Annotated in this window: 19 protein-coding genes; 9 read left to right on the forward strand and 10 right to left on the reverse strand. The window is 56.6% G+C overall.

What is annotated here, in order from left to right:
- Positions 1 to 9: 9 nt before the first annotated feature.
- Positions 10 to 3,534 carry a pyruvate:ferredoxin (flavodoxin) oxidoreductase gene (gene nifJ, locus ACQ3G7_RS12140; protein WP_430889970.1) on the reverse strand — a complete coding sequence of 1,175 codons (3,525 nt, stop codon included), beginning with the start codon at positions 3,532 to 3,534 and terminating at the stop codon, positions 10 to 12.
- A gap of 296 nt (positions 3,535 to 3,830) precedes the next feature.
- Between nifJ and ACQ3G7_RS12145 the strand changes: the two genes are divergently transcribed.
- The gene (locus ACQ3G7_RS12145; protein ID WP_061496120.1) at positions 3,831 to 4,100 is read left to right on the forward strand and encodes a putative hemolysin; all 270 of its coding nucleotides are present in this window, start codon (positions 3,831 to 3,833) and stop codon (positions 4,098 to 4,100) included.
- Here the strand turns inward: ACQ3G7_RS12145 and hslJ are convergent.
- The 3 genes from hslJ to ACQ3G7_RS12160 form a co-directional block, all read right to left on the reverse strand.
- Positions 4,097 to 4,516 (reverse strand): heat shock protein HslJ, encoded by a 420-nt coding sequence (gene hslJ, locus ACQ3G7_RS12150; protein WP_430889971.1) that lies wholly within the window; start codon positions 4,514 to 4,516, stop codon positions 4,097 to 4,099. The two genes, ACQ3G7_RS12145 and hslJ, sit on opposite strands and share 4 nt — an antisense overlap.
- Before the next feature lie 109 nt (positions 4,517 to 4,625).
- The gene (locus tag ACQ3G7_RS12155) at positions 4,626 to 5,615 is read right to left on the reverse strand and encodes a 2-hydroxyacid dehydrogenase (RefSeq protein WP_061496118.1); all 990 of its coding nucleotides are present in this window, start codon (positions 5,613 to 5,615) and stop codon (positions 4,626 to 4,628) included.
- Between the two features lie 136 nt (positions 5,616 to 5,751).
- The gene (locus ACQ3G7_RS12160; protein WP_263100721.1) at positions 5,752 to 5,937 is read right to left on the reverse strand and encodes a hypothetical protein; all 186 of its coding nucleotides are present in this window, start codon (positions 5,935 to 5,937) and stop codon (positions 5,752 to 5,754) included.
- Positions 5,938 to 6,108: 171 nt separating this feature from the next.
- On the opposite strand from ACQ3G7_RS12160, the gene ACQ3G7_RS12165 reads away from it, so the two are divergent.
- Genes ACQ3G7_RS12165 through ACQ3G7_RS12175 form a run of 3 tightly spaced genes read left to right on the forward strand, consistent with a single transcriptional unit; the run spans position 6,109 to position 9,279 of the window.
- Positions 6,109 to 8,745 (forward strand): YdbH family protein, encoded by a 2,637-nt coding sequence (locus ACQ3G7_RS12165; protein WP_430889972.1) that lies wholly within the window; start codon positions 6,109 to 6,111, stop codon positions 8,743 to 8,745.
- Positions 8,742 to 8,933 carry a YnbE family lipoprotein gene (locus ACQ3G7_RS12170; protein WP_263100723.1) on the forward strand — a complete coding sequence of 64 codons (192 nt, stop codon included), beginning with the start codon at positions 8,742 to 8,744 and terminating at the stop codon, positions 8,931 to 8,933. The genes ACQ3G7_RS12165 and ACQ3G7_RS12170 overlap by 4 nt, the downstream gene beginning before the upstream one ends.
- Before the next feature lie 7 nt (positions 8,934 to 8,940).
- Positions 8,941 to 9,279: a YdbL family probable chaperone protein gene (locus ACQ3G7_RS12175; protein WP_263100893.1), complete on the forward strand. Its 339-nt coding sequence runs from the start codon at positions 8,941 to 8,943 to the stop codon at positions 9,277 to 9,279.
- Here ACQ3G7_RS12175 and ACQ3G7_RS12180 read toward each other — a convergent pair.
- Complete coding sequence (locus ACQ3G7_RS12180) at positions 9,239 to 10,153, reverse strand: LysR family transcriptional regulator (protein ID WP_430889973.1); 915 nt, start codon at positions 10,151 to 10,153, stop codon at positions 9,239 to 9,241. The genes ACQ3G7_RS12175 and ACQ3G7_RS12180 overlap by 41 nt on opposite strands.
- 260 nt (positions 10,154 to 10,413) lie before the next feature.
- Here ACQ3G7_RS12180 and ACQ3G7_RS12185 point away from each other — a divergent pair, with 260 nt between their 5' ends.
- Complete coding sequence (locus ACQ3G7_RS12185; protein ID WP_430889974.1) at positions 10,414 to 10,890, forward strand: MarR family winged helix-turn-helix transcriptional regulator; 477 nt, start codon at positions 10,414 to 10,416, stop codon at positions 10,888 to 10,890.
- 12 nt (positions 10,891 to 10,902) lie between these two features.
- Here the strand turns inward: ACQ3G7_RS12185 and azoR are convergent, their stop codons facing one another.
- Positions 10,903 to 11,508: an FMN-dependent NADH-azoreductase gene (azoR, locus tag ACQ3G7_RS12190; protein ID WP_430889975.1), complete on the reverse strand. Its 606-nt coding sequence runs from the start codon at positions 11,506 to 11,508 to the stop codon at positions 10,903 to 10,905.
- Positions 11,509 to 11,708: 200 nt separating this feature from the next.
- On the opposite strand from azoR, the gene hrpA reads away from it, so the two are divergent.
- The gene (gene hrpA / locus ACQ3G7_RS12195; RefSeq protein ID WP_430890136.1) at positions 11,709 to 15,611 is read left to right on the forward strand and encodes an ATP-dependent RNA helicase HrpA; all 3,903 of its coding nucleotides are present in this window, start codon (positions 11,709 to 11,711) and stop codon (positions 15,609 to 15,611) included.
- 58 nt (positions 15,612 to 15,669) lie between these two features.
- On the opposite strand, the gene ACQ3G7_RS12200 is transcribed toward hrpA, so the two are convergent.
- From ACQ3G7_RS12200 to ACQ3G7_RS12215, 4 genes are read right to left on the reverse strand one after another with little or no spacing between them, the layout of a single operon-like run.
- Entirely contained in the window at positions 15,670 to 16,329 is a 660-nt protein-coding gene (locus tag ACQ3G7_RS12200) for an O-methyltransferase (RefSeq protein WP_430889976.1), read from the reverse strand.
- Positions 16,330 to 16,354: 25 nt separating this feature from the next.
- On the reverse strand, positions 16,355 to 17,731 hold the full coding sequence (locus ACQ3G7_RS12205; protein ID WP_430889977.1) for an efflux transporter outer membrane subunit: 1,377 nt from the start codon (positions 17,729 to 17,731) through the stop codon (positions 16,355 to 16,357).
- Entirely contained in the window at positions 17,728 to 18,810 is a 1,083-nt protein-coding gene (locus tag ACQ3G7_RS12210; RefSeq protein WP_430889978.1) for an HlyD family secretion protein, read from the reverse strand. Before ACQ3G7_RS12210 ends, ACQ3G7_RS12205 begins: the two co-directional genes overlap by 4 nt.
- Positions 18,811 to 18,835: 25 nt before the next feature.
- Positions 18,836 to 20,488 (reverse strand): MFS transporter, encoded by a 1,653-nt coding sequence (locus tag ACQ3G7_RS12215; protein ID WP_430889979.1) that lies wholly within the window; start codon positions 20,486 to 20,488, stop codon positions 18,836 to 18,838.
- A gap of 180 nt (positions 20,489 to 20,668) precedes the next feature.
- On the opposite strand from ACQ3G7_RS12215, the gene ACQ3G7_RS12220 reads away from it, so the two are divergent.
- The 3 genes from ACQ3G7_RS12220 (at position 20,669) to aldA (ending at position 23,775) form a co-directional block, all read left to right on the forward strand.
- Positions 20,669 to 21,148, forward strand: a complete 480-nt coding sequence (locus ACQ3G7_RS12220; protein WP_430889980.1) for a GNAT family N-acetyltransferase — start codon at positions 20,669 to 20,671, stop codon at positions 21,146 to 21,148.
- 189 nt (positions 21,149 to 21,337) lie between these two features.
- Positions 21,338 to 22,135, forward strand: a complete 798-nt coding sequence (locus ACQ3G7_RS12225) for a YdcF family protein (RefSeq protein WP_430889981.1) — start codon at positions 21,338 to 21,340, stop codon at positions 22,133 to 22,135.
- A 200-nt stretch (positions 22,136 to 22,335) separates the two neighbouring features.
- On the forward strand, positions 22,336 to 23,775 hold the full coding sequence (gene aldA / locus ACQ3G7_RS12230) for an aldehyde dehydrogenase (protein ID WP_430889982.1): 1,440 nt from the start codon (positions 22,336 to 22,338) through the stop codon (positions 23,773 to 23,775).
- Positions 23,776 to 23,804 lie beyond the last annotated feature (29 nt).

Raw genomic sequence — 23,804 nt, forward strand, 5'->3', positions numbered from 1 at the left:
CTCTGGCGGTTACTCCGCCTGGTTTTTCTCTGCTTTTCCGGCCAGTTGCGCCAGGAAGTCATAGCGTTTTTGCAGGTCAGCCGCGGCATCTTTCCACAACTGCTCCGCCACCTCCGGCTGTTGCGCGTTCAGGCGACGGAAGCGCTGTTCATTCAGCAACGTCTCCGCCAGTGCGTCTGATGGCGGGCGGGAGTCTAATGCCAGCGGAATTTTACCTTCGTCTTCACGGCGTGGATCGTAGCGGTACAGTGGCCAGAAGCCGGTGGCGGTGAGCTGGCGCATCTGATCATGACTCAGCGCCAAATCATATCCGTGCTCTTCGCAAGGGCTGTAGGCGATGATCAGCGACGGGCCAGGGTACGCCTCTGCTTCCTGAATGGCTTTCACCGTCTGGTTGAGCTGCGCGCCGAGCGAAATCTGCGCGACATAGACATGACCGTACATCATCATGCTGACGCCAAGATCTTTCCGCGCCTTACGTTTCCCGTGCTCGCCAAACTTGGTTACCGCACCCAGCGGCGTTGCTTTGGAGGCTTGCCCACCGGTATTGGAGTAACACTGGGTATCCAGCACCAGAATATTGACGTTTTCGGTCAGGCTCATCACATGATCCAGACCGCCAAAACCGATGTCATAGGCCCAGCCATCGCCGCCGATAAGCCAAATCGATTTCTCAACCAGCGCATCCGCATCCGTGAGCAACTGCTGCGCGCCATCGACATGCGCCAGCGCCGCGCGTAATTGCGCAACTTGCTCGCGTCTGACCTCCGGTGTGGCCTCCGCGTGCAGCGCCGCATTCAGTTCAGCCGGAAGGGCATCCGCGAACTGATCGACCAGCCGCATAACGCGCTGGCGATGCTGATCGACACTGAGACGGAAACCCAGTCCGAACTCGGCGTTGTCTTCAAACAGTGAGTTCGCCCACGCCGGGCCGCGACCATTGGCATCGGTGGTGTAAGGCGTGGAGGGCAGGTTACCGCCATAAATCGACGAACAGCCAGTGGCGTTGGCGATCATCATCCGGTCGCCATACAGCTGCGTCAGCAGCTTGATATACGGTGTTTCACCACAGCCAGAGCAGGCGCCGGAGTATTCAAACAACGGCGTGATCAGCTGCGAGGTACGAATATCGATGCGCTCCAGTGTGTTGCGATCGATTTCCGGCAAGTTGAGGAAGAAATCATAATTCACTTTCTCTTCTTCAACATGCTCAAGGCGCGACATCATATTGATGGCCTTGATTTCCGGGTTCTGACGATCTTTCGCCGGGCACACTTCAACGCACAGGTTACAGCCAGTGCAATCTTCCGGCGCCACCTGCAATACGTATTTCTGTCCACGCATATCGCGGGATTTCACATCCAGCGAATGCAGGCTATCTGGCGCACTTTCCATTGCCTGCGGCGAAACCACTTTGGCGCGAATAGCCGAGTGCGGGCAGGCGGCGACACAGTGGTTGCACTGGGTGCAGAGATCTTCTTTCCAGATGGGGATCTCTTCGGCGATATTGCGTTTTTCCCAGCGGGTGGTGCCCACCGGCCAGGTGCCGTCCGGCGGCAGAGCAGAGACCGGTAACGCATCGCCAAGACCGGCCAGCATTGCCGCCGTGACGGTTTTCACAAAGTCCGGCGCAGCATCAGAAACCACCGGTGGACGATGCGCGCTGGTCGGGTCGACGGCTTGCAGCGGAACGTTGAACAGAGACTCGCGCGCCAGCGCCAACGCCTGCCAGTTACGCTCCACCAGTTCCTGACCTTTACTGCTGTAGCTTTTGGCAATCGCCCCTTGCAGTTCCGCCAGTGCGCTGTCACCCGGCAACACCTGGGTGAGATGGAAGAACGCCATCTGCATCACGGTGTTAATACGCGCCGCCAGACCGCATTCGCGGGCAATTTTCGCCGCGTTAATGACATAGAAGCGGGCGTTTTTCTGGTTCAGCACCGCCTGGACTTCCTGCGGCAGGCGCGACCACACTTCGTCCGCGCTGTAAGGCGTATTCAGCAGGAAGATGCCGCCGGGTTTCAGGCGTTCGGCCATCTGGTACTTATCAATAAACTGTAACTGGTGGCAGCCGACGAAATCCGCCTGCGACACCAGGTATGCGGAATTGATGGGTTGCTCGCTAACGCGCAAATGCGAGACCGTCAGTCCGCCCGCCTTTTTCGAATCGTAGACAAAGTAACCCTGGGCGTACCACGGTGTGGCGTTGCCAATAATTTTAATATTGTTTTTGGTGGCCGAGACGCTGCCATCGCTACCCAATCCGTAAAACAGGGCTTCCAGTTTGGCGTGTGAGGGAAGGGTGTTCTCCGGTAGCGGCAGCGACAGGTTCGTCACGTCATCATAAATACCGACGGTGAAGCGGGCTTTGGGTTTCGCAGCGCGCAGTTCGTTGAACACGGCCAGCACGCAGTCCGGGCCAAACTCTTTCGACGACAGACCATAGCGGCCGCCAATCACGCGCGGCAGCATTTCGCGCTCGCCATTATTAAAGGCTTCCGCCAGCGCGGTCATCACGTCGAGGTACAGCGGCTCCGCCTGGGCACCGGGTTCTTTGGTGCGATCGAGCACGGCAATGGTACGCGCGCTTTCCGGCAGGACAGAGAGCAAATGCGCGGCGCTGAACGGGCGATACAGGCGCACTTTCAGTACGCCGACTTTTTCGCCGCGCGTCAGCAGTTCATCCACCACTTCTTCGCAGGTGCCAATGGCGGAACCCATCAGCACCATCACGCGATCGGCCTGCGGATGGCCGTAATATTCAAACGGCTGGTACTGGCGGCCTGTTGCGGCGGCGAAATCGTTCATCGCCTGTTCCACATGCTCATAAACCGCGTTGTACCATGGGTTGGTGGCTTCCCGGGACTGGAAGTACGTGTCCGGGTTTGCCGATGTCCCGCGGATCACCGGATGCTCCGGGTTCAGCGCCCGGGCGCGGTGCGCATCGATTTCCTGCTGCGGCAGCAAACTGCGTATCGTGTCATCCGCCAGCGGCATGATTTTGTTGATTTCGTGTGAAGTACGGAAACCATCAAAGAAATGAATAAAAGGGACGCGGCTTTTGAGCGTCGCCATGTGCGATATCAGCGCGAAATCCTGCGCTTCTTGTACGCTACTTGCCGCGAGCATGGCGCAGCCGGTCTGGCGTACGGCCATGACATCCGAATGATCGCCAAAAATAGACAATGCATGTGTAGCGACGGTGCGGGCGGCGACATGCAACACAAACGGCGTCAGTTGCCCGGCCAGTTTGTACAATGTAGGGATCATCAGCAGTAAACCCTGCGATGACGTAAACGAGGTGGAGAGCGCACCGGTCTGCAATGCCCCGTGCACTGCGGCAATAGCGCCCGCTTCAGACTGCATCTCCACAACACGGGGCGTGTCGCCCCAGACGTTTTTCAGACCGTTACCCGCCCAGGCATCTGCCTGTTCAGCCATGGTTGAGCTGGGGGTAATCGGGTAGATGGCGATAACTTCACTGGTGCGAAACGCAACGGAGGCGACCGCGCCATTACCGTCAATCGTGATCATAGACGATCCTTACATTGCTAAAATAAAAGGGACGCGTATAACAGCGACGAGTCCTGTAATTATCCCTCTATTTTAGCAAACCGCCCGCCGCGCAATTTTCGCTTTTGTGTCCTCAGACATAACTCTAATCAATGAATTGTTCTATTTACCGACGCTGCGGTATGAATAAATCGCAAAAAATGTAATCAGGTCGCATAAATACGCATTTCAGCTCTCGACGTATTGCGCTGCGCTGCCTATCATGCATGGGTTTCGCGTTAATAAGAGCCAATTCCATTTGGGCAAGGGGAAGAGAAATGCGTGCTGCGTTTTGGGTAGGATGTGCCGCGTTATTATTGTCGGCGTGCAGTAGTAATGAACCTGTTCAGCAAGCCACCGCCGCGCATGTTGCGCCGGGACTTAAAGCCGCGATGTCGAGCGGTGGGCAGGCGAACTGCGCAATGGTTGGCGGTGCATTATCTGCGGCGCGTCAGCTCGACGGCACAATGGTTGGCATGTGCGCATTACCCAATGGCAAACGCTGTAGCGAACAGGCGCTTGCCACCGGGAGCTGCGGCAGCTACTAAGCTTTGTTCGCGCGCTTGTAGACCAACGACTGACTGGCGGTTGCCAGCGTCAGTTGATTGTTGGTGATATCCACCTGCACACCGTTGCTGAGAAGCGTATTAATGGTGTGATCCAGTTCGTTGCGTTGCGGCTCCGCACACAACATCATGGTCATACCCATATGCTTGACGGTCAGCTCGCCGCCGGAGAGTTTCCCCTGGCCGGTAAAGCCGTTGCACATTTTGCCGGAAACGCGCAAATCCTGATCAAAACTGATTTCCGGCAGTTGCCCGGTTAACTGCACCGGTTGGCCGTTAACGGATTCCAGTACAAAACGCTGGTTCGCCAGTTGCTCCGGCTTCAGGGTATCGCTGCGTGAACTGACGCAGCCAGAAAGTACTGCGCTCAGCGCCAGTAAGGCCATAATTTTTTTCATCTCGTCCTCTAAGGGCTTTTCCATCAAAACGCGGCAGTGTATCAGGCCGCGTTGATGTGTCATCGGGGGATTTTCTTAAAGCCGCCCCCCGCAGTGAGGGGAACGGCAATCAGACCAGCGCGTTCGGGCAGGTTTCGCCGTCACGTAACTGGCGCAGGTTTTCCAGCGTCGTTTCGGAGATGCTGATCAGCGCTTCGGCGGTAAGGAACGCCTGATGACCGGTAAACAGCACGTTATGACACGCTGACAGGCGGCGGAAGACGTCGTCCTGAATCACATCATTAGACTTATCTTCAAAGAACAGATCGCGCTCATTTTCATACACGTCCATTCCCAGCGCGCCGATTTTTTGCGTTTTCAGCGCATCAATCGCCGCCTGCGAGTCAATCAAGCCGCCGCGGCTGGTGTTGATGATCATCACGCCGTCTTTCATCTGGGCAAAAGCGGCGCGGTTAAGCAGATGGAAGTTTTCCGGCGTCAGCGGGCAGTGCAGGGAGATCACGTCAGCCTGGGAGAACAGGGTTTCCAGGTCGACATATTCGACGCCAAGCTCCAGCGCGGCTTCGCTCGGGTACGGATCAAACGCCAGCAGGCGCATACCAAACCCTTTCAGAATGCGTAATGCGGCAACGCCGATCTTGCCGGTGCCGATCACGCCAGCGGTTTTGCCATACATGGTAAAACCGGTCAGCCCTTCAAGAGAGAAGTTGGCATCGCGTGTGCGCTGATAGGCACGGTGGATACGGCGGTTTAGCGCCATCATCATGCCGATCGCATGTTCTGCAACCGCTTCCGGCGAGTAGGCGGGAACACGCACCACCCGGAGGCCCAGTTCTTTGGCTGCCTCTAAATCGACATTATTAAAACCGGCGCAGCGCAGAGCGATAAACTTCACGCCGTGTTTTTTCAACTCCTCCAACACCGGGCGGCTACCGTCATCGTTAACGAAAATACAGACGCCATCGCTGCCGTTGGCCGTTTTCGCCGTTCGTTCAGTTAACAGAAAGTCGAAAAATTCAAGCTCGTAGCCATAATCTTTGTTAACATGCTGCAAATACTTTTTATCGTATTGCTTTGTGCTATATACCGCGAGTTTCATAAGACTTTCTCCAGTGGTTTTCTCCCCATATTATCACGCTTTAAAATTATTATGTAAACATTCAAATTTTATTGATAATCATGGGTATGGTTAATGTATGCCTGGATTCAGTATAACGGCTGAACCGGGGTCATCCTTAACGGAGATGTCTGAGTGAACTGCGTGCACCCCAACAGATGAAAAATGCGATAAACACGCTGATAAGCCAGGGAATTTTCGAACCGTGGAAGTACTGTTCACCGACATAGCTGCCCAGACTGAAACAGGTAAAAACCGTGGCTCCGGCAAACCAGCCGCGGATCAGTGACGCTTTGGTAAACATAATCAACATCCATAAATAAATGAAACTTCGGCACTATCTGCTTGCGCTACTGAAAATGCAACAGCCAGACTATGATTAAAGCAGACCGCTGCTTCAAAGGCCTGGCCAGACGTGCCACAATAACGGGCAAAATCGGCTAAATCACAGACAACATCAGGATATTCCCTGCCCATGAAGGGTAAATACAAAGCCGCCATCGCACTGGTTTTATTGTTCATTCTACTGCCGTTAACGCTGCTGCTGACCCTTGCATACTGGGTGCCGACGCTTGCCGGCATCTGGCTGCCAGCAGGGACGCGCATCGCGATGGAAGCCAGCCCGCGACTGACCCGTCACGCCCTGAAAATCCCCGATTTGCGCTATCTGGTTGGTGACTGCCAGCTTGCACATGTGCAAAACGCCGAGCTTACGCGCCCCAGTCGCTGGCAACTCCGTGTCGCCTCGCTGGACATTGACAGCGCCTGTCTGAACGCACTCCCGCCATCTGCATCGTCTTCCGCACCGCGCACGCTCGCGCAGTGGCAATCGATGCTGCCTTACACCTGGCTGTCCGTTGACCGCGTAACGCTGAGTCCGTGGCAGGCATGGCAAGGTAAGCTACAGCTCGCGCTGACGCCCGCGACCCAGACGCTGAGCTACACCGGAGAGCGGGTGGAGGTCAGCGCGCACTTGCGTGGTCAGGCACTGACGGTGAAACGGCTGGCAGTGCGCTTGTTTGACGATCAGCCCCCGGTAACACTCGGCGGCGAGTTTACGCTGCCTGAGATCCCACAGGGCGTGCCGGTCAACGGGCATATACAGAGCACGTTAACGTTGCCGCAGCAGCCAGGGCTGGTGGATACCGATCTGGAGTGGCGGAATAATGAAGGGCAACTGGTGGTGATGGCGCGCGACAGCGGCGATCCGCTGCTGGATCTGCCCTGGCAATTGACCCGCCAGCAACTCACCATCAGCGATGGGCGATGGAGCTGGCCCTATCAAGGGTTCCCGCTCAGCGGTCGCGTCGGTCTGAAGATCGAAAACTGGCAACAGGGGCTGGAGAATGCCCTGTTCAGCGGCAGACTGAACGTGCTGACGCAGGGGGATGCGGGCAAAGGCAACGCGGTGCTGACCATCGGGCCGGGTCGCTTAAGCATGGACAACAGCGAAATGCCGTTGCAATTAACCGGGGAAGCCAAGCAGGGCGATCTGGTGTTTTATGCGGTACTGCCCGCCCGGTTGAGCGGCGCGCTTGACGATCCACAACTGGCGTTCACCCCGGGCGCACTGCTGCGCTCGCGCGGGCGCGTCATTGACTCACTGAATATTGATGAAGTGCGCTGGCCGCTGGCGGGCGTAAAGCTGACACAGCGGGGCATCGACGGGCGTTTACAGGCCATTTTGCACGCTCACGAAAATGCGATGGGCGACTTCCGGTTGCATCTGGATGGACAAGCGCGGGATTTCTTGCCGGATGACGGTCTCTGGCGCTGGCGCTACTGGGGGGACGGGCATTTCACGCCAATGAATGCGCGCTGGGACGTTACCGGGCGCGGCGAGTGGAAGGATAACGCCATTACCCTGACCGATCTGTCGACCGGTTTTGATCAGTTGCAATATGGCGCCATGCGCATGACCACGCCAAGACTGGCGCTGGACGCGCCTGTCCGCTGGATCCGTGATGCCGAAAACCCACAATTCAATGGCGCACTGACGCTGGATGCCGGGCAAACCACCTTTAGCGGTGGCAGCGTGTTACCGCCTTCAACGCTGAAGTTCCGCGTTGAGGGTACCGAGCCGACGCTGTTCCAGTTCAAAGGCGATCTGCGTGCCGACACCATCGGTCCGGTACAGGTTAACGGGCGCTGGGATGGAGAACGTCTGCGCGGGCAGGCATGGTGGCCTCGTCAGTCATTAACGGTATTTCAACCGTTGATCCCCCCGGACTGGAAAATGAAATTGCTCGATGGCGCTTTGAATGCGCAGGTGGCGTTCTCCGCGGCGGCCGGTCAGGGATTTGCTGCGGGCGGTCATGGCGTACTGAAAAGCGGCAGTGTATGGACACCGGATAACCAGATACGCGGCGTCGATTTTGTGTTGCCATTTCGCTATCGCGACGCGACCTGGCAATTAGGAACACGCCGCCCGGTGTCGCTGCGTATCGGCGAAATTGTTAACCAGGTGACGGCGAAAAATTTCACTGCGGATTTACAGGGCGCCTGGCCGTGGAGCGAAGAAAACCCGCTGATCTTAAGTGACGTGAGCGTCGATGCTCTCGGTGGCAAAATCACCATGCAGCAGTTGCGGATGCCGCAGCACGATCCGGCGCTGTTGCGTCTTAACCATATCTCCTCCAGTGAACTGATAAGCGCGGTGAATCCGAAACAGTTTGCCCTCTCCGGGCCGTTCGACGGCGCGCTGCCGTTGTGGCTTGATAATCCGCAGTGGATTATCAAAGATGGCTGGCTGCATAATCCCGGTCCGATGACGCTGCGTATTGATAAAGACACGGCGGATGCGGTGGTCAATGACAATATGACTGCGGGCGCGGCCATTAACTGGCTGCGTTATATGGAAATTTCCCGGTCGTGGACCAGGATAAATCTGGATAATCTGGGCGTGTTAACCATGCAGGCCGCCATCAGCGGCACCAGTTTTGTCGAAGGCAAGAGCAGTACGGTAAATTTGAACTATACCCATGAAGAGAACGTCTTCACCTTATGGCGTAGTTTACGTTTTGGCGACAATTTGCAGTCATGGCTTGAGCAAAATGCGGTGCTGCCTGAAGCCCGCTGTGCGAAGGGCGAAGCGTGTGAGGAAAGAAAATGAAAACCCTGATAGCCGTGCCGGGCGTCCTGCTGGTGATGCTGCTTTCCGGCTGTACGCCGCGCATAGAAGTGGCGGCGCCGAAAGAGCCGATCACCATCAATATGAATGTGAAGATCGAACATGAAATCCACATCAAAGTGGATAAAGACGTTGAAACCCTGCTGAAATCACGCAGCGATCTGTTCTGAGGCCATGATGAAAAAAAGAGTCGTAATGGCATTGCTGGCGATGAGCTTGCTCAGCACAACCGCACAGGCGCTGACCCTCGATGAAGCCCGCGCACAGGGGCGGGTGGGTGAAACGCTTACCGGCTACGTGGCGGCCATCAGCAAAGATAAAGAGACGCTGGCGCTGGTCGACCGGATTAACAAAGCGCGTACGGAAAGCTACCAGCAACTGGCGGATAGCAACAACATTCCGGTAGATGATGTGGCAAAAATGGCCGGGCAGAAACTGGTTGAACGTGCCAAACCCGGCGACTATGTCCAGGGCATTAACGGTAAATGGCTGAAGAAGTCGCCAGCGAAGGATTGACCTCATCCTCCAGGTGCTGACGCAACCAGGTCAGCGCCCGCTCGGCCCGGTGCGTTAACGGCCACTCGGCGCGGTGCACCAACCAGAGGGTATCGACCACATTCACGCTACCGCTGCTGACCTGCAATAAGTGCTGACGGGGGAAGGCGAGCCTGGCGTAGCGGGGCAGTACGGTAAAGCCGAGCCCGCGAGACACCGGTTCGGGGATAAGCCCGATATGATTGATAAAACCGCTGACCGGCAATGACTGAATGCCCGGGTTGCCAGGAAAACAACGGCTCAGCAGGCGCGTTGCCATCGCGTTACCATCCGGGTGGTTGATAAACCCCAGCGATTGCAGATCCTGCCAGCAGGACAAAACAAAACCGGCGGGCAGCAGCAGTTCCAGCGGCTCTTCGGTAAATTTATGCGCCATCAAACGCGCGTCATCCGGTTTCTGCGTCACCAGACCTATTTCGAAGCGGTTATTCAGCAACGCCGCAATCACATCCACATCGGGCGCGAAACTGTGGCGAATGGTCAATTCCGGTTGCGTTTGTTGCAGCGCAAGCAGCAACGGGTAAATGCGTAGGCCAATGCTGCCGGGAGTGATGAGGCTAATTTCTCCGCCTTCGTTCACTTTATCATTCAGTCGGTGCTGCAAGCGCTTGTTTGCCTGTTCCAGTTCAAGACAATACTCCCGCAACGCCTGACCTTCAGGCGTCAGTTCTAACGGGCGCTTCGCCCGCAAAATCAACGTGCCGGTCTGCTGTTCCAACTGGCGTAAATGCTGGCTCACTGCTGCCTGAGTAATACCCAGCATATCGGCCGCGCGGGTGAAGGAGCCTGCCTGTATCAACGCCGAAAAGGAACGTAAAAGATGCGGATTGAACATAATGAAACTTTATAGAAATGATAAGTGAACGGCTATTTTCATTATAATTAGCCGGGTATAGGCTTGTCCACACGGCGATCGCTATCCCTGCGGGTGTGAATGCTCAAGTAAACGTGGTGAATCCCCCTCTGCGGCGGGGCGCTTTTGATCGGTCAGGACATTGCTGCGCAAGCTATGCGATCAAACATAGCTTACCGGGAGGCACCCGGCGCCACTTCTCCTCTTTGCTGTGCTCAAACGTTTTTGCTCAGGATGAACGTATGGACAACCACGCGTGCTTATCGCGGGCGCATTTGCTCTATTTAGCTTCCCATAACCTGCAACTCCTGATCGAACAGAAAATCAAAGCGCACAACATCGGATTTAACAGCTGGTTGATCCTGGTGTGCATCCACAACGAAGCGGAAAAACTGACGCAGCGACAACTGGCGCAGCGCCTGGGATTAAAAGATCCCAGTGTGGGGGAGTTAGTAAAACACCTGATGAAGTTGAAGTTTCTGGCCCGCGCGATTGATACTCACGATCGGCGAAAATATGCGATAAAAATCACTGAGCAGGGGATCGTCATCTGCAACGAGATACACGCTATGCTGGCACCGCTGTTTAGCCATGTGTTCGATTTGCCAGCCGCGGAGTTGCAGCAGTTTGATGCCATACTGGAAAACATTCGTGCGGTGACGAAAGCGTCGACTGCACAGGAAGGGGATGTCGGAGAGATCCCTCCCACCGGGTGGTGAGAGGGAGAAATATCAGGCGGTGACCAGGCTGTCGATCGCGGCTTTCGCATCGTTCTGCGCTTTGGTCGCCACTTCCGGACCGTAAGCGATGCCTTCGGCGAAGACAAAGTTCACGTCGGTGATGCCGATAAAGCCAAGGAACAGTTTCAGGTACGGCGCGACCAGGTCAGACGGGGTATCTTTGTGAATGCCGCCGCGGCTGGAGACCACCACCACGCGTTTGCCTTTCACCAGACCTTCCGGACCCTGTTCGGTGTAGCGGAATGTCACGCCAGCACGTGCAACCAGGTCAAAATAGTTTTTCAACTGCGTCGGGATGTTGAAGTTATACATCGGCGCGTTGATAACGATCACGTCATGAGCTTGCAGTTCAGCGATCAGCTCGTCGGACAGCGCCAGCGCTTCCTGCTGACGCGGAGTCAGCGGCGCATCGCTCGGGCGCAGCGCGCCAACCAGTTCGCCATCCAGCACCGGGATTGGGTTCGCGGCCAGGTCGCGAACGGTAATCTGATCGGCAGCGTGTTTTTCGCGCCACTGTTCAACGAAATAATCTGCCAACTGACCTGACTGTGAGTACCCTGCCAGAATACTGGATTTGAGAACTAATACTTTGCTCATTGGGTGTTTCCTTTGTTGTATTGATGTGGGTTGCCCCGTTTCTTCGTGACACTGTATGCACAATTCGCCAGCGTGAATAGCGCAATATATCGATTCCTATATTCAAATTTCTTGAACAAGAAAAGGTGCGTCGCGATGTGGTATTCTATCGCGACTAAAAATTAAAGATGTTTACCGGCAGTGCTCTGCCCAATAACGCCATGACAGAACAAAATAAAGTAACGATTACCGATCTCCACCATCAACTCGATACGCTGATGCTGCGCGACAAGCAGCGCTTCGCCCGTCGGCTCCAGGGCAGTAAGAAAGTTAAAAATCCTGAATCTCAACAAGCGCTGTTTCGCGAGATAGCCCAGGAGATGGCTGAGGCGGCAGGGAAAGTCCTGCTGCGCGAAGCGGCGCGCCCGGCTATCGACTATCCGGACAATTTACCGGTCAGCCAGAAGAAACAGACCATCCTTGAGGCGGTGCGTGACCACCAGGTGGTGATTGTCGCCGGGGAAACCGGTTCCGGTAAAACCACGCAGTTGCCGAAAATTTGTATGGAGTTGGGGCGTGGTATTAAGGGCCTGATTGGCCATACGCAACCGCGCCGTCTGGCGGCGCGCACCGTCGCAAATCGTATTGCCGAAGAGCTGAAAACCGAACCGGGCGGTTGCATCGGCTATAAAGTCCGCTTTAGCGATCACGTCAGCGATAACACCATGGTCAAGCTGATGACGGACGGGATTCTGCTGGCGGAAATCCAGCAGGATCGCCTGCTAATGCAGTACGACACCATCATTATCGATGAAGCGCACGAACGTAGCCTGAATATCGACTTCCTGCTGGGTTACCTGCGTGAACTGTTGCCACGCCGCCCCGATCTGAAAGTTATCATCACGTCGGCAACCATCGATCCGGAGCGCTTTTCACGCCATTTCAATAATGCGCCCATCATTGAAGTGTCCGGTCGCACCTATCCGGTCGAAGTGCGTTATCGCCCGATTGTCGAAGAAGCGGACGACACGGAACGCGATCAGTTACAGGCGATTTTTGACGCGGTTGATGAATTGGGGCGTGAAAGCGCGGGCGACATTCTGATTTTCATGAGCGGTGAGCGTGAAATCCGCGATACCGCCGATGCACTCAGTAAGCGTGATTTGCGCCATACCGAGATCCTCCCGCTCTACGCGCGGTTGTCCAACAGCGAACAGAACCGGGTCTTCCAGCCGCACAGCGGTCGACGCATTGTGCTGGCGACCAACGTGGCGGAAACATCGCTCACCGTGCCGGGGATTAAATATGTGATCGATCCCGGAACGGCGCGTATCAGCCGTTACAGCTACCGCACCAAAGTGCAGCGCCTGCCCATCGAGCCGGTGTCGCAGGCCTCTGCCAATCAGCGTAAAGGCCGTTGCGGTCGTGTATCGGAAGGGATCTGTATTCGCCTCTATTCCGAAGACGATTTCCTGTCGCGCCCGGCGTTCACCGACCCGGAAATTCTGCGCACCAACCTGGCTTCAGTCATTTTACAGATGACCGCGCTGGGGCTGGGCGACATCGCCGCGTTCCCGTTTGTGGAAGCGCCGGACAAACGCAATATCCAGGACGGGGTTCGCCTGCTGGAAGAGCTGGGTGCCATTACCACAGATGAGCAGCAAGTGGCCTATAAACTGACGCCGATGGGGCGTCAGTTGTCGCAGTTGCCGGTGGATCCGCGGCTGGCGCGCATGGTGCTGGAGGCGCAAAAACACGGTTGCGTGCGCGAGGCCATGATCATTACCTCTGCGCTGTCGATTCAGGATCCGCGTGAGCGTCCGCTGGACAAAAAGCAGGCATCGGATGAGAAACACCAGCGCTTCCACGATAAAGAGTCCGATTTCCTCGCGTTTGTGAATTTGTGGAACTATCTCGGCGAGCAGCAAAAAGCGCTCTCCTCGAATCAGTTCCGCCGCCAGTGCCGGGTTGATTACCTTAACTACCTGCGCGTGCGCGAATGGCAGGATATCTATACCCAACTGCGCCAGGTGGTGAAAGAGCTGGGAATACCGGTGAACAGCGAACCGGCGGAGTACCGTGAAATCCATATCGCCTTGTTGACCGGTTTGCTGTCGCACATTGGTATGAAAGATGCCGACAAGCAGGAGTTCACCGGTGCGCGTAATGCGCGTTTTTCTATCTTCCCCGGCTCCGGATTATTTAAAAAACCGCCAAAATGGACGATGGTCGCCGAGCTGGTGGAAACCAGCCGTCTGTGGGGGCGCATTGCCGCGCGTATCGACCCTGAGTGGGTTGAACCGCTGGCGCAGCATTTGATCAAGCGCTCCTACAGTGAACCGCACTGGGAACGGGCGCAGGGCGCGGTGATGGCCACAGAGAAAGTGACGGTCTACGGTTTGCCCATTGTCGCTGCGCGCAAGGTTAACTACAGCCAGATCGATGCGGCGCTGTGCCGCGAGTTGTTCATCCGCCACGCGCTGGTTGAAGGCGACTGGCAAACCCGCCATGCGTTCTTCCGCGACAACCTGAAACTGCGAGCAGAAGTGGAAGAGCTGGAGCACAAATCCCGCCGCCGCGACATTCTGGTGGACGACGAAACGCTGTTTGAGTTTTACGATCAGCGCATCAGCCATGAGGTAATTTCCGCCCGTCATTTTGACAGTTGGTGGAAAAAGGCCAGCCGCGAGACGCCGGACCTGCTCAACTTTGAGAAGAGCATGCTGATCAAAGAGGGGGCGGAGAGCGTCAGCAAGCTGGATTACCCCAACTTCTGGCATCAGGGTAACCTGAAACTGCGCCTCAGCTACCAGTTTGAACCGGGTACGGACGCCGACGGCGTGACGGTGCATATTCCCTTGCCGCTGCTTAACCAGGTGGAAGAGAGCGGGTTTGAATGGCAGATCCCCGGTTTGCGTCGTGAACTGGTGATTGCCCTGATCAAATCGTTACCGAAGCCGACGCGACGCAATTTTGTCCCGGCGCCAAACTACGCCGAGGCGTTTCTGGGGCGGGTCACACCGCTGGAACTGCCGTTGCTGGATGCGCTGGAACGTGAACTGCGCCGTATGACCGGTGTGACCATTGATCGCGACGACTGGCACTGGGATCAGGTGCCTGAGCACCTGAAAATCGCATTCCGCGTGGTGGATGACAAAAACAAAAAGCTGCTTGAAGGGCGTTCGCTGGCTGAACTGAAAGAGAGCCTGAAAGGCAAAGTGCAGGAGACGCTCTCCGCCGTTGCCGATGACGGCATCGAACAGAGCGGGTTACATATCTGGAGTTTTGGCACGCTGGCGGAAAGCTACGAGCAGAAGCGCGGCAACTATAAGGTCAAAGCCTGGCCCGCACTGGTGGATGAACGCGACAGTGTGGCGATCAAGCTGTTTGATAACCCGCAGGAGCAGCAACAGGCGATGTGGCGCGGTATCCGCCGTTTGCTGCTGCTGAACATTCCTTCGCCGATTAAGTACCTGCACGAAAAACTGCCTAACAAAGCCAAACTGGGGCTCTACTTTAACCCGTACGGCAAAGTGCTGGATCTGATTGATGACTGTATCTCCTGCGGCGTGGATAAGCTGATTGACGACGCGGGCGGCCCGGTGTGGACGGAGGAGAACTTCGCTGCGCTGCATGAGAAGGTTCGTGCAGAGCTGAATGACACGGTGGTGGAGATAGCCAAACAGGTCGAGCAGATCCTGACGACGGTCTTTAACATCAATAAGCGGCTGAAAGGGCGCGTGGACATGACCATGGCGCTGGGGCTGTCCGACATCAAAGCGCAGATGAGCGGTCTGGTATACCGCGGATTTGTCACCGGGAATGGTTTCCGCCGCCTGGGCGATACGCTGCGTTATTTGCAGGCGATTGAGAAACGGCTGGAGAAACTGGCGATTGATCCGCACCGCGATCGCGCGCAGATGCTGAAAGTCGAACAGACGCAGCAGGCATGGCAGCAGTGGCTGAATAAGCTCCCGCCAGCGCGTCGCGAAGAGGAGGACGTCAAAGCGATCCGTTGGATGATCGAAGAGCTGCGCGTCAGCTACTTTGCGCAGCAACTCGGTACGCCGTACCCCATCTCCGATAAGCGTATTTTGCAGGCGATGGAGCAAATCAGCGGGTAACTGCTCTCTGCTTTTCCTGGCCGGATACGGGTGTCTGCCGCTATCCGGCATTGTCCTTTCAGGCGTTTACCCACGCCAGGGTAAAGCCATCCCAGCCTTTGACGCCCACCGTTTGCATGGCGGTGGCCGTCAGCCGCGGCTCTGCGCCCATCATCTCGATAAAGGTACGTACGCCCTGTACGCTGGCATCGGTGGTCATCGGGTTGGTGACTTCACCGTTGCGCACCACATTATCGCCAATAATCAGCGTACCCGGGCGCGCATAGTGCAGCGCCCATTTCAGGTAATTCGGGTTATTGGGTTTATCCGCATCGATAAACACCAGATCGAATGGCGGGCGGTCGCCGAGATTTTCCAGCGTGTGCAATGCCGGGCCTTCCGCGACGGTGACCCGGTCTGCCACACCGGCAAAATGCAGGTTTTCCCGTGCGATGGCGGCATGTAACGGATCGGCTTCCAGCGTTAACAGTTCGCCGCCAACGGGCAATTCTCGCGCCATCCACAACGTGCTGTAACCGCCCAGCGTGCCAATTTCCAGGATGCGTTTTGCCCGCACCATGCGCACAAACAACGCCAGTAGCTGCCCCTGCACAGGAGAAACATCGATGCCGGGGAGCCCGGCGCGCTGGTTGTTCGCCAGCACCTGCGCCAGAACCTCATCTTCAGCAATCAACTGTTTTTCTAAGTACTCATCAACCATGGACCACTTTTGCTGCATAGCATTACCTCTGGTGTTTGATCACTTAATGTAGCCCGGACCACCCTCCGCCCAGCGCGCGGTAGAGATCCACCTGCGCCAGCAACAGATTATTTTTCACCTGCACGGCGTTAAGCTGGGTGGAAAACAGCGTACGCTGCGCGTCCAGTACATCCAGATAGGAGGAATAACCGTTGCGATAACGGTTTTGTGCAATCCGCAGTGTCTCCTGCGCGACCTGCTCCTGCCCGGTCAGCTCACCCAGTTGCTCGCCAAGACGGGTGATGGCATCCAGGCTGTCGTTCACCTCTTTGAACGCGCTGCGCACGGTTTTTTCATAGGCGTAAAGCGCCTGATTCCGCTGGGACATCGACACATCCACCTGCGCATTTAACGCCTGCCGGTTAAGCAATGGCGCCAGAATACTGCCGCCCAGACTCCATAACCGCAGTGGGTTATCGAGCAGACCGGGCAGCGTATCGTCCTGCATACTGCCGGACGCGGTCAGATTGATCGAGGGCAGTAATTTCGCCTGCGATGACGCCAGCGTTGCATCGGCGGCAACCAACTGGCGCTGTGCCTGGACGATGTCCGGTCGTCGGTTCAGCAAGGTTGACGGTAGCTGCGAAGGCAGGGTGAGCGGGGTGAGTCCGGCAAACGCGCTGCGTGTAATCGCCGCTGGATTACGGCCCAACAGCAGGCTCAGCGCGTTTTCTTGCTGATGGATTTGATGCTGTAGCACCGGCACCTGCGCCCGCGTTGCCCGCAGTTCTGAATCGGATTGCATCAACTCCAGTCGTGAAGTATAGCCTGTTTCATACTGGCGACGGGCGAGCAGCAAGGCTTCTTCCCGGGCTTTTAGCGTCGCGCGGGTGACGCGGAGTTGTTCATCCAGCGACAGTAAGGTCAGATAACCCGTTGCCACGTTTGTGGCGACCGTCAGATCCGCCGCTGCCGCCGCCGCTTTTTGTGCTTCCAGCGACGCATCCGCTGCGCGCGCCGCGCTGCGATTCGCCCCCCACAGATCCACCGTGTAATTGGCGGTCAGGTTGCCTTTATACACCGTACTGTGGACAGGTAACCCCGTGGCGGCAGACTGCGAACGGGCGCGCGTCGCGGAAAGCCCTGCATCCAGCTCCGGGAACAGCGCGCTGTCGGCCGCATAAACCCGCGCCTGATACTCGTTAACCCGTTCGCGGGCAATCAACACATCGCTGTTATAGCGCAGCGCCTGATCGACGAACTGATTAAGCTGATTGTCGTGAAACTGACGCCACCAGACGCGGTCTGTTTTGCTGAGCGGGCCAGCGTCGCTGCGCCATGCCGCAGGAATGTGCAGCGTCGGCTGCGCCTGTTCGACCTGTGCGGACTGGCAGCCGCTAAGCGTCACGGTCAGCGCAACAAGGGCGCTGCGCAGCTTCATTTCTGCGTCTCCTGGGTATCAATATGCACCTGTACCGACATGCCCGGGCGCAGGCGCGCCAACGTCTCTGGTTTTGCGTCAACGGCAATGCGTACCGGAATGCGCTGGGTGATCTTGACGAAATTGCCGGTGGCGTTGTCCGGGCTGACCGCGCTGAATTCGACGCCGGTTGCCGGAGAGATGCTTTCCACGTGCCCCTGCCAGGTCTCGTCATCCAGCGCATCGACGGTGAAATGCACGGGCTGACCGATCTGTACGTTCGCCAACTGTGTCTCTTTCAGATTGGCAATCACCCAGCGCTGCGCCGGAACCAACGACGTTAAATGCGTCCCCGCGCTGACATAAGCGCCTAAACGGACACTGATCTGCCCGAGTTGCCCGTCACGCGGGGCAACAATGCGCGTGTTTTGCAAATCTATTTGCGCCAGCTCCAGCGCCGCATTGGCATTTTCGACGTCTGCCTGCAATGAGGCGCGGTTAATAATGGTGGTTTGCAAATCCTGGCGGGACATCTCCAGCGTCGCCTGCGCCTGAGCGATAGTGGCGGTGTTTTGTGCGGCGGTCGCCAGCGCCGCATCGCGTTCGCGAATCGACAGCGAACCGTCTGCCGTGAGCTCTTTCACGCGTTTCAGGTCCGCCTGCGATTTTAAATCCTGCGCTTTCGCGCTGGCTAACGCCGCTTCATTCCGTGCGATCACCGCCTGGGCACTTTTGCGTTGCTGGAGATTATTTTCCAGCGCCGCGGTTTTCATCGCCAGCGTCGCCTGCGCCTGGTGCACGCGCTGGCGGTAGATGCGATCATCGATCTGCATAATCAGATCGCCTTTTTTCACCCCGGCAAAATCCTGAACCGGGACTTCCGTGATATAGCCGTTTACCTGTGGGCTGATAAAGGTGGTCTGCCCGCGCACATAGGCGTTATCCGTAAACTGTGAATGGCGGGTAAAAGGGGGCAGTTGCCATGCGTAGAGGATCACCAGTACGCCGACCAGGCCTATCGCGGCGGCGGCAAAAATGGAGACCACGCGCAAATTACTGCGGGTATTTGCCTGCGCTTTGGCGGCATCCTGCTGACTCATAAACACTCCGGGAATAATAACGACATTATTTGGTTCCTGTTGCCCGTCTCAGTGCCAGACGGGCCGTTATACGCAGGCGCAACAAGCGCCACAAAATCCAGATCAGCGTGGCAGCGGCCACCGAAGCCGTTAACAGATAAGTATCGTTGTACGCGAGGATATTCGCTTCCAGCGTTGAGACGTTTTGCAACTGCGTTACCGCCTGCGTACTTAACAGCGTGCTATCGCCGATCATGCTCTGGTAAAGCTGGCTGTAGAGTTGCAGCCGCTCATTGACGACCGGGTTTAATGTGGTGAGCTGATCCGCCAGTAAGCTGGAGTGATATTTTTCCCGCCAGGTTTGAAAGGTGCCTAAAATCGCCGAGCCCAGCAGACCGCCGATATTCTGGCTCATACCGAACAGCACCGAGAAGCTGACCAGATTGCGCGGCTCCGCAACAACGCCGCCAATGCCTGCCAGCATGGCCGGGGCAATAAAAAACGCACTGGCGAAGCCGAGCAAAAACTGGCTGATCAAAAGCTGATCGGGGCGCGTCAGGCTGGTGGACTGGCTGTCCATCAGCGAGGCGATGATCATCAGCGCCAGTGAGGTGACAATCGGCCAGGCCAGACGCTGCGGTTTGATGGTTAAGCAACTGGCGACAATACCGCAAACGATCCCGGCGAGAATCGACCAGGCAAGGTGAGTCATTTGATCGTTTTGCAAACCGACATACTGCAACCAGCCAAAAACACCGGTGTTCTGTTCCGCCAAAACAATACGGATCAGCAGCATAATCAGGCCGAGGCGAACAATACTGCCGCTGGAAAGCCAGCGGGTATTGAGCAAGGGGTTGCTGCGGTTATGTTCGAACACCATAGCGCAGACGATCAGGACAACGGCCCCGGCGAGCGACCAGCCAATCCACGGCGCTTCAAACCACCAGTCCAGACGCCCCAGCGACAGCACTGCGCAGAGGAGTGCGATACCCGGCGCCAGCAGGAAAAAAGTAATAAAGTCTTTCTTCTCAAACACTTTTCTGCGGTCGCCTGGCGGCAGTTTCAGCGCGATCACGCAACCGAGTGAAATCAGCGCCAGCCCCAGTTCAAAAAAGTAGAGGCCGCGCCACTCGTCGAGTTGCAACAGTTCGGTGGAGAAGAGACGCGCGACCGGGATCGCCAGTGTGGAACCGGTGATGCCGATAGTCAGCGCTTTTAACCGGTGTTTCGCGGGCCAGGCCTGGATCTGGTAATAGATGCCTAATGAGCTGAGCGCCGCCGCCACCATGCCATGTGCGGCGCGAACAATCAGCGCAGAACTCAGATCGTTAACGAACAGATGGAAAAACGTCACCAGTACGTACAGCACCAGAAACCCTTCGGTAAAGGCGCGCAACCCGTACTGCTGGCGGAACTTTACCAACAGCAGGTTAATGGAGACGTTGGTCATGACGTACACGGCGGGTAACCATGCAATCTCGGTAGACCAGGCGGCAAAGGTGCCTTGCAGGTTTTGCAGGTTCGCCGTAACCATGGCATTGCCCAGTGCGCCGGTCATGCAGACCAGCAGGCCCACAATGCCGTAGGCGATACGCCGTGGCGTACTGTGAAACGGTGTGGAGGGCGAACCCAGCAGCACCGGTTTTTCATGGGGCGCCCATTCACGCGGTGCGTACGGATCGCGTTTCGGTAAACGCATCAGGTCTCCTCAACCTTGCGTAACAGCAATAGATGTTGTCAGTGTAAATAGTTAGGACGCTAATGATTCTACGTGCGCTGGTAAACAGAATGCAAGTGCATAAGAACATGATAGATTACGCACAGTAAGCAATCTGCTTAAGTGATAAGAAATAAGCTCACATAAGGTGACAGTGTCACAATGAACCGTATCACTATTACTGTAACGACACCTTCCGACCCGGCGTGCCTGCAACTGCAGGATGCGCTTTCCGACACGCTTCAGGCGCTGACCGGCAGTAGCGGCAGGGCATCTTTTGATCTCCAGGCGTGGGGGGAAAATGACTTTTTTCTGCTGGCGCAAGACGAAAACCAGCACGCTGTAGGTTGTGTGGCGGTGCGTAGCGTGTCCGACACGGTTGGCGAAATAAAGCGCATGTATGCCCGACCGGGTACGCGCGGGGTTGGCGCACAACTGCTGCATGCGCTGGAAGCCAAAGCGCTGGCGCAGGGATATTGCAGCCTGTGGCTGGAAACCCGCAGAATTAATCAACGGGCGCTCGACTTTTATCTGCGTAATGGTTACCGCATTCGCGAAAATTACGGGCGTTATGTCGGTAATCCGCAAGCCGTCTGCTTTGAAAAAACGCTGGTGCCGCCAGCCGAAGCGGACGGCAAGTAAATCACACAGGGATGTTCGAACAATCAGATAGCCCCAACGGCAACCTCGGTGATTGGGGTTGTTTGTGCTTATTTTAATTTTGTTACAGAAACTTACGTGAACGACCACGAACAGGATTCGGAGTGATCCGCTATTCAGCTCGCGCCAGCGCGTTAGGCTGTAAAAAGATTTGCGAAGGAGGTTTAGCTCATGTTGACAACGTTTCCCGCTTTGCCTGAACAGACGCTGGCGGCTGCCAATGCGTTGGGCGCGTGGCTGGCGCAGAATGATTTTGTCGGCAAACCGACGCCGGTGCGGGCGGATGTGGTGATCCTCGCGGGCAACGCCGTGATTCCAACCATCGATGCCGCCTGTGCACTGGCGGCGGCGCAGGGGACACCACTGCTCATCAGCGGCGGCATTGGTCACTCAACGACGTTTCTCTATTCCGCCATTGCCCGCCACCCACGCTATAACGTACTGCGTACGACCGGGCGCAGCGAGGCGGCGATTCTTGCGGACATCGCCCGGCAGTTTTGGCAACTGGATAACAAACAGATCCTGGTGGAAGAAAAATCCGCCAACTGTGGTGAAAACGCGCGGTTCAGCGTGGATATGCTGATCAGCCGGGGGATGACGCCGAAGACGGCGATGGTGGTGCAAGATCCGACCATGCAGCGTCGCACCATGGCGACTTTTGCCCGCGTCAGCCAGCAGTGCGCCGACGCGCCACACTGGCTGAGCTGGCCCGGTTTTACACCGCTGCTGGTCAACACGGCTGACGGTCTGACTTTCCAGCCGCACCAGAGAGGCTTATGGTCGGTGGAACGTTATCTGTCCCTGATTCTCGGTGAAGTTCCGCGTCTGCGTGATGATGCTAATGGCTACGGGCCAACCGGGCGTGATTTCCTGGTGCATGTTGATTTTCCTCAACATATTGAAGATGCATGGCAGGTTCTGTTGGCCGATCGTACGCTGGCTGATACCTTATCGAACCGTTCGCTCTAAGCCTGATGCCCGTTTGCGCAGCCCTTGTCGCAAACGGGCATTCCCGTCCTTGCTAATGTAATTTTTTTGTTTCTTTTTCGTTGTTCTTTTATGAGTTCTCTCACAAAAGTCCGCTTCCTGTCTGGGAAATGCCGTGTACGGATATAGATTTTTAACAGCGAGTTCACTTGTTAAAAACAATGTCATTACAGGAGCGAGTCATGACAGCACCGGTACAACACCCTATGTTTATCGATGGTCAATTTGTAAGCTGGCAGGGCGACAAATGGCTGGATGTCGTTAACCCGGCGACGGAAGAGATCCTGGCGCGCATTCCCGATGGCAGGGCGGAAGACGCCCGCAGGGCGATAGACGCGGCTGAACGCGCACAGCCCGCCTGGGAAGCGCTTCCCGCCATCGAACGTGCAGGCTGGTTGCGCAAGATTGCCGCCGGCATTCGCGAAAAAGTCAGTGAAATCAGCGCGCTTATCGTTGCGGAAGGCGGAAAAATTCAGCAACTTGCGGAAGTGGAAGTCTCATTCACCGCCGATTACATCGACTATATGGCCGAGTGGGCGCGGCGCTACGAAGGTGAGATCCTGCAAAGCGATCGTCCTGGTGAGAATATCTTTGTTTTCAAACGCCCGCTGGGCGTCACGACCGGCATTCTGCCGTGGAACTTCCCGTTCTTTCTGATTGCCCGCAAAATGGCCCCCGCACTGATCACCGGCAATACCATCGTCATTAAACCCAGCGAATTCACGCCGAATAACGCTATTGCCTTCGCGAAAATCGTTCACGATGTCGGGCTGCCGAAAGGCGTTTTTAACCTGGTGCTTGGCCGCGGGGAAACCGTCGGCCAGGAGCTGGCGGGCAACCCGAAAGTGGCGATGGTCAGTATGACCGGCAGTGTCGGGGCGGGTGAGAAGATCATGGCTGCGGCGGCGAAAAACATCACCAAAGTGTGCCTGGAACTGGGCGGTAAAGCCCCGGCGATTGTGATGGATGATGCCGACCTGGAACTGGCGGTCAAAGCCATTGTCGATTCCCGCGTTATTAATAGCGGACAAGTGTGTAACTGCGCCGAGCGTGTTTATGTCCAGCGCGGCATTTATGACCGCTTTGTCAATCGCCTTGGCGAAGCCATGAAGGCCGTGCAGTTTGGCGACCCGTCTCAGCGCAACGACATTGCGATGGGGCCGCTTATCAACGCGGCTGCGCTGGAACGCGTGGAACAGAAAGTGGCGCGCGCGGTGTCCGAAGGCGCGCGGGTTGCGCTCGGCGGCAAACCTGTCGTCGGGAAAGGCTATTTCTACCCGCCAACGCTGCTGCTGGATGTGCGCCAGGAGATGGCGATCATGCACGAAGAGACATTTGGCCCGGTGCTGCCGGTCGTGGCGTTTAACACGCTGGATGAAGCACTGGCGATGGCCAATGACAGTGATTATGGTCTGACATCATCGGTCTATACCCGGGATCTCAATACGGCAATGAAAGCGGTGCGCGGGCTGAAATTCGGGGAGACCTATATCAACCGCGAAAACTTCGAAGCGATGCAAGGCTTCCATGCCGGCTGGCGCAAGTCCGGGATCGGCGGAGCGGACGGCCGCCACGGCCTGAACGAATACCTGCAAACCCAGATGGTCTATCTGCAATCCTGATAAACGCCGCCCCTGACGCGTGCGGGGGC

Origin of the sequence: Kosakonia sp. N21, from assembly GCF_050587465.1 — a bacterium.
Lineage (GTDB): Bacteria > Pseudomonadota > Gammaproteobacteria > Enterobacterales > Enterobacteriaceae.